Origin of the sequence: Pseudomonas sp. PvP100 (genome assembly GCF_017833055.1) — a bacterium.
In the GTDB taxonomy this organism is placed as follows: domain Bacteria; phylum Pseudomonadota; class Gammaproteobacteria; order Pseudomonadales; family Pseudomonadaceae; genus Aquipseudomonas; species Aquipseudomonas syringae.
On sequence record NZ_JAFIBO010000001.1, the window covers coordinates 3904124 to 3922500 of the forward strand.

The window sequence follows — 18377 nt, forward strand, 5'->3', positions numbered from 1 at the left end:
CTATTGTCTTACAAGAAAAGCAAATGACAGGGCACAGGCCCCGCCAAATTTAGGGGTACAAGAGTCTAAAGAGGATCCCGCCCCCAGTCAAGACAAAGCCCCGACGTCCTCACCGGGCAAACAACACGATAACGTGCTGCCTGCCAGATGAAAAATGCCGAGGCTCTGGTCTCAATTACCGCTGGAGTTCAACGCTTCCGTCAGAGCCGCTTCTACTTCGCTCGCGCTGACACGGGTCGGTTTGTCCATTTCACGACGACGCTTGCGCTCGCTGTGATAAGCCAGACCGGTACCGGCCGGGATCAGACGACCCACGACCACGTTTTCCTTCAGGCCGCGCAGGTAATCGCGCTTGCCGGTCACAGCCGCTTCGGTCAGTACGCGGGTTGTCTCCTGGAAGGAGGCCGCGGAGATGAACGACTCGGTGGACAGCGATGCCTTGGTGATACCCAGCAACACGCGAGTGAACTTGGAAACAAACTTGTCTTCCGTGCTCAAACGCTCGTTTTCTACCAGTACGTGAGTCAATTCCATCTGGTCGCCCTTGATGAAACTGGAATCGCCAGACTCGGCAATCTCAACCTTACGCAGCATCTGACGCAGAATCGTCTCGATGTGCTTGTCGTTGATCTTCACGCCTTGCAGACGGTATACGTCCTGAATCTCGTTGACGATGTACTTGGCCAGCGCACTCACACCCAGCAGACGCAGGATGTCGTGTGGATCGCTCGGGCCGTCGGAGATAACTTCGCCGCGGTTCACTTGCTCGCCTTCGAAGACGTTCAGGTGACGCCACTTCGGAATCAGCTCCTCGTACGGATCGCTACCGTCGTTCGGGGTAATGACCAGACGGCGCTTGCCTTTGGTCTCTTTACCGAATGCGATGGTACCGCTGACTTCTGCAAGGATCGACGCCTCTTTCGGACGACGCGCTTCGAACAGGTCGGCAACACGCGGCAGACCACCGGTGATGTCACGAGTCTTCGAAGTTTCCTGCGGAATACGAGCGATAACATCACCGATCGCGATCTGCGCACCGTCAGCAACACCAACAAGTGCGTTGGCCGGCAGGAAGTACTGAGCCGGTACGTCAGTACCTGGCAGCAGCAGATCCTTGCCATCCAGACCGACCATCTTCACAGCAGGACGAATGTCCTTGCCGGCAGCCGGGCGGTCTTTGGCGTCGAGCACTTCAATGTTGGTCATACCGGTCAATTCGTCTGTCTGACGCTTGATCGTGATGCCTTCTTCCATGCCTACGTAGGTAACAGTACCTTTCATCTCGGTGACGATTGGGTGAGTGTGCGGATCCCACTTGGCCACGATAGAGCCAGCGTCGACCTTGTCGCCTTCCTTCACCGAAATCACTGCACCGTATGGCAGCTTGTAACGCTCACGCTCGCGACCGAAGTCATCTGCGATTGCCAGCTCACCGGAGCGGGATACCGCAACCAGGTGACCGTCAACACGCTCGACGTGCTTCAGGTTGTGCAGACGGACAGTACCGCCATTCTTCACCTGAACGCTGTCGGCTGCCGAGGTCCGGCTTGCCGCGCCACCGATGTGGAACGTACGCATTGTCAGCTGGGTACCCGGCTCACCGATCGACTGTGCAGCGATTACGCCGACAGCTTCACCGATGTTGACCTGGTGACCGCGTGCCAGGTCGCGACCGTAGCACTTGGCGCAGATGCCGTAGCGGGTTTCACAGCTGATTGGCGAACGCACGATGACTTCGTCGATGCTGTTCAGCTCGATGAACTCGACCCACTTCTCGTCTACCAGCGTGCCAGCAGGCACGATGACCTCTTCTGTACCCGGCTTGAACACGTCACGGGCAATGACTCGACCCAGTACGCGCTCACCCAGCGGCTCTACAACGTCACCGCCTTCAATGTGCGGAGTCATCAGCAGACCGTGCTCGGTACCGCAATCAACCTCGGTAACCACCAGATCCTGCGCGACGTCTACCAGACGACGAGTCAGATAACCGGAGTTAGCGGTTTTCAACGCGGTATCCGCAAGACCCTTACGAGCACCGTGAGTAGAGATGAAGTACTGAAGTACGCTCAAACCTTCACGGAAGTTCGCAGTGATCGGCGTTTCGATGATGGAGCCGTCAGGCTTGGCCATCAGACCACGCATACCGGCCAGCTGACGAATCTGGGCAGCAGAACCACGCGCCCCGGAGTCAGCCATCATGTACATCGAGTTGAAGGATTCCTGATCAACTTCGACGCCGTGACGGTCGATAACGCGTTCTTTGGACAGGTTCGACATCATCGCTTTCGAGACTTCGTCGTTCGCCTTGGACCAAAGGTCGATTACCTTGTTGTACTTCTCGCCCTGGGTTACCAGGCCGGAGGCGTACTGACTTTCGATCTCTTTAACTTCTTCGGTGGCCGCGTCGATGATGCGAGCTTTTTCATCAGGGATAACGAAGTCGTTAACGCCGATGGAAACACCCGAAATGGTCGAGTAGGCAAAACCGGTGTACATCAACTGGTCAGCGAAAATAACGGTCTCTTTCAGGCCAACCACGCGATAGCACTGGTTGATTAGCTTGGAGATCGCCTTCTTCTTCATCGGCTGGTTGACGACGTCGTATGACAGGCCGGCCGGAACCACCTGGAACAGCAGCGCACGGCCGACAGTGGTGTCGACGATACGGGTGTTCTTGACGCTGCCACCATCACGGTCGTTGACCGTTTCGTGGATACGAACCTTGACCTTGGCGTGCAGGGCCGCTTCGCCGGCGCGGAATACGCGGTCGACTTCCTGCAGATCCGCAAATACACGACCTTCGCCCTTGGCGTTGATCGCTTCGCGAGTCATGTAGTACAGACCCAGTACAACGTCCTGCGAAGGAACGATGATTGGCTCACCGTTGGCTGGCGACAGAATGTTGTTGGTCGACATCATCAGCGCGCGCGCTTCGAGCTGAGCTTCCAGCGTCAGAGGCACGTGAACGGCCATCTGGTCACCGTCGAAGTCGGCGTTGTACGCAGCACAGACCAGCGGGTGCAGCTGAATAGCTTTACCTTCGATCAGTACCGGTTCAAACGCCTGGATGCCCAGACGGTGAAGCGTAGGCGCACGGTTCAGAAGCACCGGGTGTTCGCGAATCACTTCAGCAAGAACGTCCCAGACCTCTGGCAGCTCGCGCTCGACCATCTTCTTGGCAGCTTTGATGGTCGTAGCCAGGCCACGCATTTCCAGCTTGCCAAAAATGAACGGTTTGAACAGCTCGAGAGCCATCTTCTTCGGCAGACCGCACTGGTGCAGACGCAGGGTCGGACCTACGGTAATTACCGAACGACCCGAGTAGTCAACACGCTTACCGAGCAAGTTCTGACGGAAACGACCCTGCTTACCCTTGATCATGTCAGCCAGGGATTTCAGAGGACGCTTGTTCGAACCAGTGATCGCGCGACCGCGACGGCCGTTGTCGAGCAGTGCATCGACCGCTTCCTGCAGCATGCGCTTTTCGTTGCGCACGATGATATCGGGAGCGGACAGATCCAGCAGACGCTTCAGACGGTTGTTACGGTTGATCACTCGACGATACAGATCGTTAAGGTCGGACGTCGCGAAACGGCCACCGTCAAGCGGAACCAGAGGACGCAGATCTGGCGGCAGGACCGGCAGAACGGTCAGCACCATCCACTCAGGAAGGTTGCCGGAACCCTGGAAGGCTTCCATCAATTTCAGACGCTTGGACAGCTTCTTGATTTTGGTCTCGGAATTGGTTTGCGGAATTTCTTCGCGCAGTCGGCCAATTTCGTGTTCCAGATCAATAGCGTGCAGCAGCTCGCGGACAGCCTCGGCACCCATGCGGGCATCGAAGTCGTCACCGAACTCTTCGAGGGCTTCGAAGTACTGCTCGTCGTTCAGCAGCTGACCTTTTTCAAGGGTGGTCATGCCTGGATCGATAACGACGTAGCTCTCAAAGTAGAGAACACGTTCGATATCACGCAGGGTCATGTCCATCAGCAAACCGATACGGGACGGCAGCGATTTCAGGAACCAGATGTGGGCAACCGGCGAAGCCAGCTCGATGTGAGCCATGCGCTCGCGACGAACCTTGGCCAGTGCTACTTCAACACCGCACTTTTCGCAGATGACACCACGGTGCTTCAGGCGCTTGTACTTACCGCACAGGCACTCGTAATCTTTTACCGGGCCAAAGATCTTGGCGCAGAACAGACCGTCACGCTCAGGCTTGAACGTACGGTAGTTGATGGTTTCCGGCTTTTTAACTTCACCGAACGACCAAGAGCGGATCATCTCAGGCGATGCAAGTCCGATACGGATTGCGTCGAACTCTTCGACTTGACCCTGGTTTTTCAGCAAATTCAGTAGGTCTTTCAAGGCTTTTCCTCCTGGCGGAGCAGGGAGCAGGCAGTACCGCCCTACCCCCGATTCGCGTCACGTGTTATTCGGTTTCCAGATCGATATCGATACCGAGCGAACGGATTTCTTTGATCAACACGTTGAAAGACTCGGGCATGCCCGGCTCCATACGGTGATCGCCGTCCACGATGTTTTTGTACATCTTGGTACGACCGTTCACATCGTCCGACTTCACTGTGAGCATTTCCTGCAGAGTGTACGCCGCGCCGTATGCTTCCAGCGCCCACACTTCCATCTCCCCGAAACGCTGACCACCGAACTGTGCCTTACCACCCAGCGGCTGCTGGGTAACCAGGCTGTACGAACCAGTGGAACGCGCGTGCATCTTGTCGTCCACCAAGTGGTTCAGCTTCAGCATGTACATGTAGCCAACCGTTACAGCACGTTCAAACTTGTTGCCGGTACGACCGTCGAACAGCTGCATCTGGCCGCTTTCCGGCATATCTGCCAGCTTGAGCATTGCCTTGATTTCGCTTTCCTTGGCACCGTCGAAAACCGGGGTAGCCATCGGTACGCCGTTACGCAGGTTCTTCGCGAGGTCCAGAATCTCGTTGTCGGTGAGGTCTTCCAGAGACTCCTGACGACCGCCGATTTCGTTATAGATCTCGTTGAGGAACTTGCGCAGCTCAGCAACTTTACGCTGCTCTTCGAGCATGCGGTTGATCTTCTCGCCCAGACCTTTGGCCGCGAGGCCCAGGTGGGTTTCGAGAATCTGACCAACGTTCATACGCGAAGGTACGCCCAGCGGGTTGAGGACGATATCGACCGGCGTGCCATTGGCATCGTGCGGCATGTCTTCAACCGGCATGATCACAGAGACCACACCCTTGTTACCGTGACGACCGGCCATCTTGTCGCCCGGCTGGATGCGGCGACGGATTGCCAGGTAGACCTTGACGATTTTCAGAACGCCTGGAGCCAGGTCATCGCCCTGCTGCAGTTTGCGTTTCTTGTCTTCGAACTTGTCATCCAGAAGACGGCGACGATCGACGATGTAGGCCTGAGCCTTTTCGAGCTGCTCGTTGAGAGCATCTTCAGCCATGCGCAGCTTGAACCACTGACCATGCTCAAGACCATCAAGCACTTCGTTGGTGATTTCCTGGCCCTTTTTGAGGCCAGCGCCGCCTTCAGCTACACGACCCACCAGCGCAGAGCGCAGACGTTCGAAAGTAGCGCCTTCGACAATACGGAACTCTTCGTTCAGATCCTTGCGGATCTCGTCGAGTTGCGATTTCTCGATGGACAGGGCACGCGCATCACGCTCGACACCGTCACGGGTGAAGACCTGAACGTCAATGACAGTACCTTTGGTACCGGTTGGTACACGCAGGGAGGTGTCTTTAACGTCGCTGGCCTTCTCACCGAAGATCGCGCGCAACAGTTTTTCTTCCGGAGTCAGCTGGGTCTCGCCTTTCGGAGTGACCTTACCGACCAGGATGTCGCCGGCGCCGACTTCGGCACCTACATAAACGATACCCGCTTCGTCCAGCTTGTTCAGAGCAGCTTCACCCACGTTAGGGATGTCAGCTGTGATTTCCTCTGGCCCAAGCTTGGTGTCACGCGCCACACAGGTCAGTTCCTGAATGTGGATCGTGGTGAAGCGGTCTTCCTGAACGACACGCTCAGAAAGACAGATGGAGTCTTCGAAGTTGAAACCGTTCCAGGCCATGAACGCGATGCGCATGTTCTGACCCAGCGCCAGTTCACCCATATCGGTGGACGGGCCGTCGGCCATGATGTCGCTACGCTGAACACGGTCACCCTTGCTGACCAGCGGACGCTGGTTGATGCAGGTGTTCTGGTTCGAACGGGTGTATTTGGTCAGGTTGTAGATGTCTACACCCGCCTCACCTGTTTCAACTTCATCATCGGCAACGCGAACAACGATACGGCTGGCGTCAACCGAGTCGATCACACCACCACGACGAGCCACGACGCAAACGCCGGAGTCGCGAGCAACGTTGCGCTCCATGCCAGTACCTACCAGCGGCTTGTCGGCACGCAGAGTAGGAACAGCCTGACGCTGCATGTTCGAACCCATCAACGCACGGTTGGCGTCATCGTGCTCGAGGAACGGAATCAGCGATGCGGCTACCGAGACAACCTGCTTGGGCGAAACGTCCATCAGGGTGACATCGGCTGGCGCCTTGACGGTGAATTCGTTCAAGTGACGCACAGCAACCAGCTCGTCGATCAGCTCTTGCTTGTCGTTCATTGCGGCCGAAGCCTGGGCAATGACGTGGTCCGCTTCTTCGATCGCCGAAAGGAAGACGATCTCTTCGGTGACCAGACCTTCCTTGACCACACGGTACGGGCTCTCGAGGAAGCCGTACTGGTTGGTGCGCGCATAGGCTGCCAAGGAGTTGATCAGACCGATGTTCGGACCTTCAGGCGTCTCGATCGGGCACACACGGCCGTAGTGAGTCGGGTGAACGTCTCGAACTTCAAAGCCAGCGCGCTCACGCGTCAGACCGCCAGGGCCGAGTGCGGAAACACGACGCTTGTGCGTGATCTCGGACAGCGGGTTGTTCTGGTCCATGAACTGGGAAAGCTGGCTGGAACCGAAGAACTCTTTGACCGCCGCCGCAACAGGTTTGGCGTTGATCAGGTCCTGAGGCATCAGGCCTTCGCTTTCTGCCATGGACAGACGTTCTTTAACAGCGCGCTCGACACGGACCAGACCAACACGGAACTGGTTCTCGGCCATCTCGCCAACGCAACGAACGCGACGGTTACCGAGGTGGTCGATGTCATCGACGATGCCTTTGCCGTTACGGATATCAACGAGGGTCTTGAGGACCGCTACGATGTCTTCCTTGCACAGCACGCCCGAGCCTTCGATTTCGGTACGACCGATACGACGGTTGAACTTCATACGGCCTACAGCAGACAGGTCGTAGCGCTCAGGGCTGAAGAACAGGTTGTTGAACAGTGTTTCAGCGGCATCCTTGGTTGGCGGCTCGCCAGGACGCATCATGCGATAGATCTCGACCAGCGCTTCCAGTTGGTTGCTGGTGGAGTCGATCTTCAGTGTGTCGGAGACGAACGGACCGCAATCGATGTCGTTGGTGTACAACGTTTCGATACGAACAACCTGAGCCTTGGCGATCTTGGCCAGGATTTCGGTGTTCAGCTCGGTGTTGCACTCGGCAATGATCTCACCGGTTGCCGGATGCACGATGACCTTGGCTGTAGTACGACCCAGGACGTAGTCCAGAGGCACTTCCAGCTCTTTGATCCCGGCCTTTTCCAGCTGGTTGATGTGACGGGCAGTGATACGACGACCCTGCTCGACAATGACCTTGCCCTTGTCGTCCAGGATATCCAGAACGGCAATTTCACCACGCAGGCGCTGAGGCACCAGCTCCAGGCTCAGGTTTTCACCGCGCACATGGAATACGTTGGTGGTGTAGAAAGCATCAAGCACTTGCTCGGTGGTGTAACCCAGAGCGCGCAGAAGTACGGACGCAGGCAGCTTGCGACGACGGTCGATACGGACGAATACGCAGTCTTTCGGATCGAACTCGAAGTCCAGCCACGAACCGCGGTAAGGAATGATACGAGCGGAGTACAGCAGCTTGCCGGAGCTGTGCGTCTTGCCACGGTCGTGGTCGAAGAATACGCCAGGCGAACGGTGAAGCTGAGACACGATAACGCGCTCGGTGCCATTGATTACAAAGGTACCGTTCTCAGTCATCAGGGGGATTTCACCCATGTAGACTTCTTGCTCTTTGATGTCCTTGATCGCTTTGTTCGACGATTCTTTGTCGAAAATGATCAGACGGACCTTGACTCGCAGAGGTACTGCGTAAGTCACACCGCGCAGCACGCATTCCTTGACATCAAATGCCGGTTCGCCCAAGCGATAACCTACATACTCCAGCGCAGCATTGCCGGAGTAGCTGATGATCGGGAAAACGGATTTGAAGGCTGCATGCAGACCGACGTCGCGGAACTGATCTTTGGTCGCTCCCGCCTGCAGGAATTCGCGATACGAATCCAGCTGGATGGCCAAGAGATACGGCACATCCATTACGTCCGGCAACTTGCTAAAGTCCTTGCGGATACGTTTTTTCTCAGTATATGAGTAAGCCATCAGCGTTCCCCAGCTTGGTCACCTGCTTGTTTGGCTCCCTCCCGACGGAAGCAGCCAGAAAATCTTGCAAACCCCTTGGTTTGCGCCACCGCCATCGGTGGATGCCACACGTTACAGACGTTGACAGCGCCAATCGTCTATAACGGAAAAAGGCCGGTGGCAAAAGCCACCAGCCATCAGCCTTTCGCTAAACGCGTGGGCTGGACACTCAAAATCGATGCTTATTTCAGCTCGACTTTAGCGCCTGCTTCTTCCAGGGTAGCTTTTGCTTTGTCAGCTGCGTCTTTCGACACTGCTTCCAGAACCTGGGCAGGAGCGCCGTCAACTACAGCCTTGGCTTCTTTCAGGCCCAGACCGGTCAGTTCACGAACTGCCTTGATCACGTTTACTTTCTTCTCGCCAGCTTCCAGCAGCATGACGTTGAATTCAGTTTGTTCTTCAACAACAGCAGCTGCAGCAGCTGGGCCAGCAGAGCCGGCAGCAGCAGTAACGCCGAACTTCTCTTCGAAAGCCTTGATCAGCTCTACAACTTGCAGAACGGACATTTCAGCTACGGCGTTAAGGATATCGTCTTGAGAGATGGACATGACTCAATTTCCTGAATTGGGGGACGGCCTACGCGACCATCAAAATAAACAAAAATACGCGAAAAGATCTGACTCAGCCTTAGGCTGCAGCTGCTTCTTTTTGGTCGCGAACAGCCGCCAGAGTACGAGCCAACTTGCTGGTAGCGCCTTGAATCACGCTCATCAGCTGAGAAATTGCTTCGTTACGGGTCGGCAGGCTTGCCAGTACATCGATCTGATTAGCTGCGAGGAACTTGCCCTCGAACGCAGCTGCCTTGATCTCGAACTTGTCCTGACCTTTAGCGAATTCCTTGAACAAACGGGCAGCAGCGCCAGGATGTTCGTTGGAGAACGCGATCAAGGTCGGGCCAGTGAACACGTCGTTGAGGACACTGAATTCAGTGTCAGCAACAGCGCGCTTGAGCAGGGTGTTACGTACAACACGTACGTAAACGCCAGCTTCACGAGCCTCTTTACGGAGTCCGGTCATTGCGCCAACCGTCACGCCACGGGCATCAGCCACGACAGCGGACAGACCAGCTTTGGCAGCCTCGTTGACTTCAGCGACGATGGCCTTCTTGTCTTCGAGTTTAATTGCCACGGGTTTAACTCCTGCTTGTTACCGTTTCATCCGACCGAAGCCAGATGTCGTTTTGGTGTCTGATTCGGTAAGGAACCGGGAGCACCATCTGCGTAGGCTTGTGGTTTAAGACTTGCGTCGCCTACGGTCTTGGATAGCCCCCGCCAGGCAGGGACCCCAATCTTTCAAACGGTACGGCAATCGATCACCGTACCATTTGTCTTACGCTTCCAACGAACCCTGGTCGATGACCAGGCCTGGGCCCATAGTGGTGCTCAGGGTGATGCGCTTGACGTAAATACCTTTCGAAGAAGCAGGCTTGATACGCTTCAGATCAGCGATCAGGGCTTCAACGTTTTCCTTCAGCTTGACAGCGTCGAAACCGACCTTGCCAACGGAAGTGTGGATGATGCCGTTTTTGTCGGTGCGATAACGAACCTGACCAGCCTTGGCGTTCTTGACGGCGGTAGCGACGTCAGGAGTAACGGTGCCGACTTTCGGGTTAGGCATCAGACCGCGAGGACCGAGAACCTGACCCAGCTGACCCACAACGCGCATTGCGTCAGGGGAAGCGATAACGACGTCGTAGTTCAGATCGCCAGCTTTCATTTCAGCGGCCAGATCGTCCATACCAACACGGTCAGCGCCGGCAGCCAGAGCAGCTTCAGCAGCAGGGCCCTGGGTGAACACTGCAACGCGTACAGTTTTACCGGTGCCGTGCGGCAGTACGGTAGCGCTACGTACGACCTGGTCGGATTTACGAGGATCAACACCCAGGTTGACAGCGACGTCGATCGACTCGCTGAACTTGACAGTCGACAGCTCGGTGAGCAAAGCAGCGGCGTCTACAAAATTGTAAGACTTGCCAGCTTCGATTTTCTCGGCGATTGCCTTTTGACGCTTGGTCAGCTTAGCCATTACACACCCTCCACGTTAAGGCCCATGCTACGAGCGGAACCGGCGATGGTACGCACGGCCGCTTCCATGTCAGCTGCAGTCAGATCCGCATTTTTTGCTTTAGCGATATCTTCCAGCTGAGCACGAGTCACGGTGCCAACTTTAACGGTGTTCGGGCGAGCCGAGCCGCTGGTCAAGCCTGCAGCTTTCTTCAGCAGAACCGATGCAGGGGTACTTTTTGTTTCGAAAGTGAAGCTACGGTCGCTGTATACAGTGATGATCACTGGAGTCGGCAAGCCTGGCTCAATACCCTGAGTACGGGCGTTGAACGCTTTGCAGAATTCCATGATGTTCACACCGTGCTGACCCAGAGCAGGACCAACTGGCGGGCTTGGGTTAGCCTGAGCGGCTTTCACTTGCAGCTTGATGTATGCGGTTATCTTCTTGGCCATGAGGCACTCCAATTACGGGTTCAAGCGCCAACAAAGGCTCCCCGGTTACTTACGCGTATATCCCAGTGACGAAAAAACCCCACAGCCTTGGGCTGCGGGGTATGGGATTCCAGCTCAGTTATGCCTTTTCGACCTGACTGAACTCCAGCTCTACCGGAGTAGAGCGTCCGAAAATGAGCACCGCCACTTGAATCCGGCTCTTTTCGTAGTTAACTTCTTCGACCGTGCCATTGAAATCGGCGAACGGACCGTCGGTGACGCGAACAACCTCACCTGGTTCGAACAGCGTTTTCGGCTTCGGCTTGTCGCTACCGTCAGCGACGCGACGCAGAATCGCTTCTGCCTCTTTATCAGTGATGGGAGCTGGCTTATCAGCGGTACCGCCGATGAAGCCCATGACACGCGGGGTGTCCTTGACCAAGTGCCAAGTACCCTCATTCATGTCCATCTGAACAAGCACATAACCAGGGAAGAACTTGCGCTCGCTTTTGCGCTTCTGGCCATTACGCATTTCAACCACTTCTTCAGTGGGAACCAGAATTTCGCCGAAGCCATCTTCCATGCCTGCCAGCTTCACACGCTCGACCAACGAGCGCATGACATGCTTCTCGTAACCCGAGTAAGCATGCACTACGTACCAACGCTTAGCCACGGGACACCCTTAGCCAACTATCAAGGAAACAAGCCAGCCGAGCAGGGAATCAAGCCCCCACAACAGCAACGCCATAACCAGCACAACAGCCACAACGATCAGTGTGGTTTGAGTGGTTTCTTGGCGAGTAGGCCATACGACTTTACGGATCTCGGCACGCGCTTCTTTCGCCAAAACGAAGAAGGCCTTACCTTTGCCTGTCTGCAGCGCTACAAACGCAGCAGCTGCAGCAATCACAAGGAGAGCGAGAACGCGATACAGGATCGGCTCAGCAGAATAATACTGATTACCGACAACACCCACGACAACCAAAACGACTACCAGGAGCCACTTCAGCATATCAAAGCGAGAGTCTGATGCTTCAGCCTTGGGATTCATCTACGGAGATCCTGTGAAAAGAAAGCCAGATTACATCTAGGGAATCTGGCAGGTCAGGAGGGAATCGAACCCCCAACCTACGGTTTTGGAGACCGTCGCTCTGCCAATTGAGCTACTGACCTAAAAGCAAAATCAGGCCGACCATTATACGGACCTGACGAGAGTTTTTCAACACCTTATTCGAAGAGCACCTAACAGGCAGCTTACTCCGAACAAGATTTAGACGGCGCACACAGTGCAGAACCGCCTAAAACAAAGGCAGATATTTTCATATCTGCCTTTATCAATGGAGCTCTTGAGCGGATTTGAACCGCTGACCTCACCCTTACCAAGGGTGTGCTCTACCAACTGAGCTACAAGAGCAAAACACGGTGCATGAACCACAAGCCTGGAGCGGGTAGCGGGAATCGAACCCGCATCATCAGCTTGGAAGGCTGAGGTTCTACCACTAAACTATACCCGCACAACTTGCAGCTCGTGCTAAATCTGGTGGAGGGGGAAGGATTCGAACCTTCGAAGTCGTAGACGTCAGATTTACAGTCTGATCCCTTTGGCCGCTCGGGAACCCCTCCTAAGCGAGGCAGCATTCTCAACTCATGCTACCCTTCTGTCAACCTTTTTCTCAGTAAAAACCTGAGGTTACATGCGTTGACTACTATCACTCCGTTCGTGAGACTTTCACCTCACTGCGAAGCGGGCGCCATTCTATGTAAACTAATCAGCAGTTGCAATGCCCTCGCACGACATTATTTGATTTTTTAATTGCGGGAAATCCTGACCCAGCTGACTGATCAAGCCAGCTTCGACAAGGCGTCGACTTTCCGGGGCGATTTTCAGCCAGTAGGCGGTCGCCCCGCTCGTTTGCAAGGGCTGAAATTGAGACTGGATATCCAGACTGTTCAATCGCTGCTCTACCAAGCGCGCATCCTCTTGCCTGGCAAAGCCACCGACGTACAGACATTGGGCGTCACGATCGTGGGACACCCGCCCGGCATCCGATTCGCTGAGCAGACGAATATCCTGCTGAGAAGCACGGTGCAACGACAAGGGCATGACCTCTTTGGCCCTGAGCGGAGCCTCCTGCTGATGCCAGATGTAATAAAAGGCATTAAGCATCAACAGCAGAAGAAATAACCAACGCATAGAGACCTCAGCGCAAAGGGCAGGCGAGAGCCAGCCCCACGAAGACCAGATCAGGAACGATACGAGCTCCCGGCAGCACATCCGCAACCAAGGCAGCGTCCCCGCCAGTCACAAAAATAGCAAAGTCCTCACCCCAATACCCACGAGCTATCTCGACCTGAGTCACTGCGAACCCCCGAAGCATCAGCGAGCAACCACGCTCTACGGCTTCTGCGGTTGCACGCCCGGGAACGAGACGAACCAAAGCCCTTTCCGCCTCTGTATCGTCATATCTGATGCGACGGGTATGGGTGCGCAACTGATTGCGCATCAAGGGCATCCCTGGACAGATGAAACCACCAAGATGCGCGCCGTCGGCGTCGACGAAATCAGATGTCACTGCGGTGCCCAGATCAATCACCAGGCATGCACGCTTGACAAGGTGGTACGCACCCACGAAAGCCAGCCAGCGATCCAGGCCGAGACGCTCGAAATCGTCATAGCCGTTAATCACTCCTCCCAGCTCACGGGCAGGCACTGCGCAGACCGGGGCAACGGAGAACGCGTCAGCCAGCACGGAAACCAGACGCGCCGTTTCTTCGGCACTTCGGACACTTACCAGACGGCAGTCGCTGAACGTTGTGTCCGGTAAATTACGCAGGTGCTCCAACAAGGCTGCGTCAGAGTCAACGACACCAACGCTGACCACTGCTGCATCGCTTTTAGCGGTAATACGCCACTTAATGAAGCTGTTGCCACAATCGAGCTCAAGAATCATCTCGCAACCTCAGGCTCAGCTCTCCACCACTAAAGCTTTTTTCCACACCATTGACTTCCAACCGCAGCGCTCCAAGCGAGTCGACCCCTAACACCACTCCCTCCACGACACCTACTCCCGAGAGCAACTTGACTGCAGCCCCCTGCCACAAATGCCCGCGCTCCCACTCCTTCTGAAATGCCGCAAAGCCTTCCTTGCGATGAACCGTCATGAGAGCCTCAAGCTGTGTGCTTATACGAGCAGCGACCTGATTGCGATCAACAAGGCCGCCTGTTTCGAGTCTGACCGACGTCCACAGCTGATCGACCTCGCTGGTGGAGCGCATGTTTACGTTCACCCCTATCCCGATGATCACATGACACACGTCCGCCGGATCGCCAATCAGTTCGAGCAAAATGCCGGCGATCTTCTGCCTGCCAACGAGCACGTCGTTTGGCCATTTAAGGCCTGCGCCCTGCACGCCCATATCACGCAGCACATTCATTACCGCGAGCCCCACCAGCAAGCTGAGGCCTTCCAGCTGACGCATCCCGCCATCGATGCGCAGGACCAGGCTGTAATACAGGTTTTCAGCAAATGGACTTACCCACTTTCGACCACGCCGCCCTCTTCCGGAGGTCTGCTGCTCGGCCACCACCAGTACAGGCATGGCAACGCCTTGAGTGATCAGACGTGCGGCCTCAGCGTTGGTCGAGTCGATGGAATCGTAAGTGCGTACAGACCAGTTGGCAGGAAAGCCTGACTGCTCGATACCGGCAGGACTTAGAAGAGAAATAGGCGCTGCGAGTCTGTAACCACGACCACGCACCTTGTGGACATCTATGCCCAGGTCCGCCTCAAGCTGCTGAAGCTGCTTCCAGACAGCACTGCGACTTATGCCGAGAGCATCGCCCAATACCTGCCCAGAATGAAACGCACCATCGGCAAGAAGCTTTAACAAGGTCAGCATTTGGAATCGCCTGGCAATAAGGCACGCATCATAGCCACGCAGAAGCATGATGCATAGAAACGAAAACGTGTTTTCACGCTGGTTTTTTGCAGGCACCAGACAAACAAAAACCCTCAACGCGTAAGCGATGAGGGTTTCTGGAATTTAATCTTGACGATGACCTACTCTCACATGGGGAAACCCCACACTACCATCGGCGATACATCGTTTCACTACTGAGTTCGGGATGGGATCAGGTGGTTCCAATGTTCTATGGTCGTCAAGAAATTCGGGTACCGAATCGTGCCCTGCGGCGCGCTTCAGCAAATCGGGTATGTGATAGCAAGCTGGTTCAGGTGTCGTTCGTGACGCAAACTTTCGGTTCGTGTCATCTTCACAGTCACCGCAATCTGGTCGTTCGACGCAAATTGCTTGGGTGTTATATGGTCAAGCCTCACGGGCAATTAGTATTGGTTAGCTCAACGCCTCACAGCGCTTACACACCCAACCTATCAACGTCGTAGTCTTCGACGGCCCTTTAGGGAACTCAAGGTTCCAGTGAGATCTCATCTTGAGGCAAGTTTCCCGCTTAGATGCTTTCAGCGGTTATCTTTTCCGAACATAGCTACCCGGCAATGCCACTGGCGTGACAACCGGAACACCAGAGGTTCGTCCACTCCGGTCCTCTCGTACTAGGAGCAGCCCCTCTCAAATCTCAAACGTCCACGGCAGATAGGGACCGAACTGTCTCACGACGTTCTAAACCCAGCTCGCGTACCACTTTAAATGGCGAACAGCCATACCCTTGGGACCGGCTTCAGCCCCAGGATGTGATGAGCCGACATCGAGGTGCCAAACACCGCCGTCGATATGAACTCTTGGGCGGTATCAGCCTGTTATCCCCGGAGTACCTTTTATCCGTTGAGCGATGGCCCTTCCATACAGAACCACCGGATCACTAAGACCTACTTTCGTACCTGCTCGACGTGTCTGTCTCGCAGTCAAGCGCGCTTTTGCCTTTATACTCTACGACCGATTTCCGACCGGTCTGAGCGCACCTTCGTACTCCTCCGTTACTCTTTAGGAGGAGACCGCCCCAGTCAAACTACCCACCATACACTGTCCTCGATCCGGATAACGGACCTGAGTTAGAACCTCAAAGTTGCCAGGGTGGTATTTCAAGGTTGGCTCCACGCAGACTGGCGTCCACGCTTCAAAGCCTCCCACCTATCCTACACAAGCAAATTCAAAGTCCAGTGCAAAGCTATAGTAAAGGTTCACGGGGTCTTTCCGTCTAGCCGCGGATACACTGCATCTTCACAGCGATTTCAATTTCACTGAGTCTCGGGTGGAGACAGCGCCGCCATCGTTACGCCATTCGTGCAGGTCGGAACTTACCCGACAAGGAATTTCGCTACCTTAGGACCGTTATAGTTACGGCCGCCGTTTACCGGGGCTTCGATCAAGAGCTTCGCTTGCGCTAACCCCATCAATTAACCTTCCGGCACCGGGCAGGCGTCACACCCTATACGTCCACTTTCGTGTTTGCAGAGTGCTGTGTTTTTAATAAACAGTCGCAGCGGCCTGGTATCTTCGACCGGCAGGGGCTTACGCAGTAAATGCTTCACCTCCACCGGCGCACCTTCTCCCGAAGTTACGGTGCCATTTTGCCTAGTTCCTTCACCCGAGTTCTCTCAAGCGCCTTGGTATTCTCTACCCAACCACCTGTGTCGGTTTGGGGTACGGTTCCTGGTTACCTGAAGCTTAGAAGCTTTTCTTGGAAGCATGGCATCAACCACTTCGTGTTCTAAAAGAACACTCGTCATCAGCTCTCGGCCTTAAGATCCCGGATTTACCTAAGATCTCAGCCTACCACCTTAAACCTGGACAACCAACGCCAGGCTGGCCTAGCCTTCTCCGTCCCTCCATCGCAATAACCAGAAGTACAGGAATATTAACCTGTTTTCCATCGACTACGCTTTTCAGCCTCGCCTTAGGGACCGACTAACCCTGCGTCGATTAACGTTGCGCAGGAAACCTTGGTCTTTCGGCGTGGGTGTTTTTCACACCCATTGTCGTTACTCATGTCAGCATTCGCACTTCTGATACCTCCAGCAAGCTTCTCAACTCACCTTCACAGGCTTACAGAACGCTCCTCTACCGCATCATCAAAAGATGATACCCGTAGCTTCGGTGCATGGTTTGAGCCCCGTTACATCTTCCGCGCAGGCCGACTCGACTAGTGAGCTATTACGCTTTCTTTAAAGGGTGGCTGCTTCTAAGCCAACCTCCTAGCTGTCTAAGCCTTCCCACATCGTTTCCCACTTAACCATGACTTTGGGACCTTAGCTGACGGTCTGGGTTGTTTCCCTTTTCACGACGGACGTTAGCACCCGCCGTGTGTCTCCCATGCTCGGCACTTGTAGGTATTCGGAGTTTGCATCGGTTTGGTAAGTCGGGATGACCCCCTAGCCGAAACAGTGCTCTACCCCCTACAGTGATACATGAGGCGCTACCTAAATAGCTTTCGAGGAGAACCAGCTATCTCCGAGCTTGATTAGCCTTTCACTCCGATCCACAGGTCATCCGCTAACTTTTCAACGGTAGTCGGTTCGGTCCTCCAGTTAGTGTTACCCAACCTTCAACCTGCCCATGGATAGATCGCCCGGTTTCGGGTCTATTCCCAGCGACTAGACGCCCTATTAAGACTCGCTTTCGCTACGCCTCCCCTATTCGGTTAAGCTCGCCACTGAAAATAAGTCGCTGACCCATTATACAAAAGGTACGCAGTCACCCAACAAGTGGGCTCCCACTGCTTGTACGCATACGGTTTCAGGATCTATTTCACTCCGCTCTCCGCGGTTCTTTTCGCCTTTCCCTCACGGTACTGGTTCACTATCGGTCAGTCAGTAGTATTTAGCCTTGGAGGATGGTCCCCCCATATTCAGACAAGGTTTCTCGTGCCCCGTCCTACTCGATTTCATTGCAAAGGGATTTTCGCGTACGGGGCTATCACCCACTATGGCCGTCCTTTCCAGAACGTTCCGCTAATCTCAATACAACTTAAGGGCTGGTCCCCGTTCGCTCGCCACTACTAAGGGAATCTCGGTTGATTTCTTTTCCTCAGGGTACTTAGATGTTTCAGTTCCCCTGGTTCGCCTCTTGCACCTATGTATTCAGTACAAGATAACCATCTTATGATGGCTGGGTTCCCCCATTCAGACATCTCCGGATCACAGTCTGTTTGCCGACTCCCCGAAGCTTTTCGCAGGCTACCACGTCTTTCATCGCCTCTGACTGCCAAGGCATCCACCGTATGCGCTTCTTCACTTGACCATATAACCCCAAGCAATCTGGTTATACTGTGAAGACGACATTCGCCGAAAGTTTGCATTTCACAAACTTTACCTTAGCCCGGACACACACCAGTGAAAGAGGTGCCCGGTCTATATTTCTTTCTATCACATACCCAAATTTTTAAAGAACGATCTAATCAAAGACTAGAAATCAACATT

At 54.8% G+C, this 18377-nt stretch carries 11 protein-coding genes, 4 tRNA genes and 2 rRNA genes; all 17 read right to left on the reverse strand.

Going from position 1 to position 18377, the window contains the following annotated elements; genetic code table 11:
* Window positions 1–171: 171 nt before the first annotated feature.
* The 17 genes from rpoC to JOE39_RS16805 all read right to left on the reverse strand — a co-directional run bounded on the left by rpoC (window position 172) and on the right by JOE39_RS16805 (window position 18198).
* Window positions 172–4371, reverse strand: coding sequence for a DNA-directed RNA polymerase subunit beta' (gene rpoC / locus JOE39_RS16725; protein ID WP_003391781.1), 4200 nt, complete (start codon window positions 4369–4371; stop codon window positions 172–174).
* Window positions 4372–4435: 64 nt separating this feature from the next.
* On the reverse strand, window positions 4436–8509 hold the full coding sequence (rpoB, locus tag JOE39_RS16730; RefSeq protein WP_003317110.1) for a DNA-directed RNA polymerase subunit beta: 4074 nt from the start codon (window positions 8507–8509) through the stop codon (window positions 4436–4438).
* A gap of 221 nt (window positions 8510–8730) precedes the next feature.
* Complete coding sequence (gene rplL, locus JOE39_RS16735; RefSeq protein WP_003317111.1) at window positions 8731–9096, reverse strand: 50S ribosomal protein L7/L12; 366 nt, start codon at window positions 9094–9096, stop codon at window positions 8731–8733.
* Window positions 9097–9175: 79 nt separating this feature from the next.
* Window positions 9176–9676, reverse strand: coding sequence for a 50S ribosomal protein L10 (gene rplJ / locus JOE39_RS16740; RefSeq protein WP_002555498.1), 501 nt, complete (start codon window positions 9674–9676; stop codon window positions 9176–9178).
* A gap of 201 nt (window positions 9677–9877) precedes the next feature.
* A complete protein-coding gene (rplA, locus tag JOE39_RS16745; RefSeq protein ID WP_003317112.1) occupies window positions 9878–10573 on the reverse strand; it encodes a 50S ribosomal protein L1 in 696 nt (231 codons plus the stop codon).
* Entirely contained in the window at window positions 10573–11004 is a 432-nt protein-coding gene (gene rplK, locus JOE39_RS16750; protein ID WP_002555500.1) for a 50S ribosomal protein L11, read from the reverse strand. Before rplK ends, rplA begins: the two co-directional genes overlap by 1 nt.
* A 118-nt stretch (window positions 11005–11122) precedes the next feature.
* The gene (gene nusG / locus JOE39_RS16755) at window positions 11123–11656 is read right to left on the reverse strand and encodes a transcription termination/antitermination protein NusG (protein WP_003317113.1); all 534 of its coding nucleotides are present in this window, start codon (window positions 11654–11656) and stop codon (window positions 11123–11125) included.
* Between the two features lie 9 nt (window positions 11657–11665).
* Window positions 11666–12034 (reverse strand): preprotein translocase subunit SecE, encoded by a 369-nt coding sequence (gene secE, locus JOE39_RS16760; RefSeq protein WP_002555502.1) that lies wholly within the window; start codon window positions 12032–12034, stop codon window positions 11666–11668.
* Between the two features lie 46 nt (window positions 12035–12080).
* Window positions 12081–12156, reverse strand: a tRNA-Trp gene (locus tag JOE39_RS16765).
* Window positions 12157–12321: 165 nt separating this feature from the next.
* A tRNA-Thr gene (locus tag JOE39_RS16770) sits at window positions 12322–12397 on the reverse strand.
* 26 nt (window positions 12398–12423) lie between these two features.
* Window positions 12424–12497: transfer RNA gene (locus tag JOE39_RS16775), tRNA-Gly, on the reverse strand.
* Between the two features lie 24 nt (window positions 12498–12521).
* Window positions 12522–12606 (reverse strand) — tRNA-Tyr (locus tag JOE39_RS16780).
* A gap of 142 nt (window positions 12607–12748) precedes the next feature.
* Window positions 12749–13177 (reverse strand): hypothetical protein, encoded by a 429-nt coding sequence (locus tag JOE39_RS16785; RefSeq protein WP_003391762.1) that lies wholly within the window; start codon window positions 13175–13177, stop codon window positions 12749–12751.
* Between the two features lie 7 nt (window positions 13178–13184).
* Window positions 13185–13934: a pantothenate kinase gene (locus JOE39_RS16790; protein ID WP_003426583.1), complete on the reverse strand. Its 750-nt coding sequence runs from the start codon at window positions 13932–13934 to the stop codon at window positions 13185–13187.
* A complete protein-coding gene (gene birA, locus JOE39_RS16795) occupies window positions 13924–14883 on the reverse strand; it encodes a bifunctional biotin--[acetyl-CoA-carboxylase] ligase/biotin operon repressor BirA (protein WP_003317116.1) in 960 nt (319 codons plus the stop codon). The genes JOE39_RS16790 and birA overlap by 11 nt, the downstream gene beginning before the upstream one ends.
* A gap of 148 nt (window positions 14884–15031) precedes the next feature.
* Window positions 15032–15147 (reverse strand): 5S ribosomal RNA (gene rrf / locus JOE39_RS16800).
* Window positions 15148–15305: 158 nt separating this feature from the next.
* Window positions 15306–18198: ribosomal RNA gene (locus tag JOE39_RS16805) — 23S ribosomal RNA — on the reverse strand.
* Between the last annotated feature and the right edge of the window lie 179 nt (window positions 18199–18377).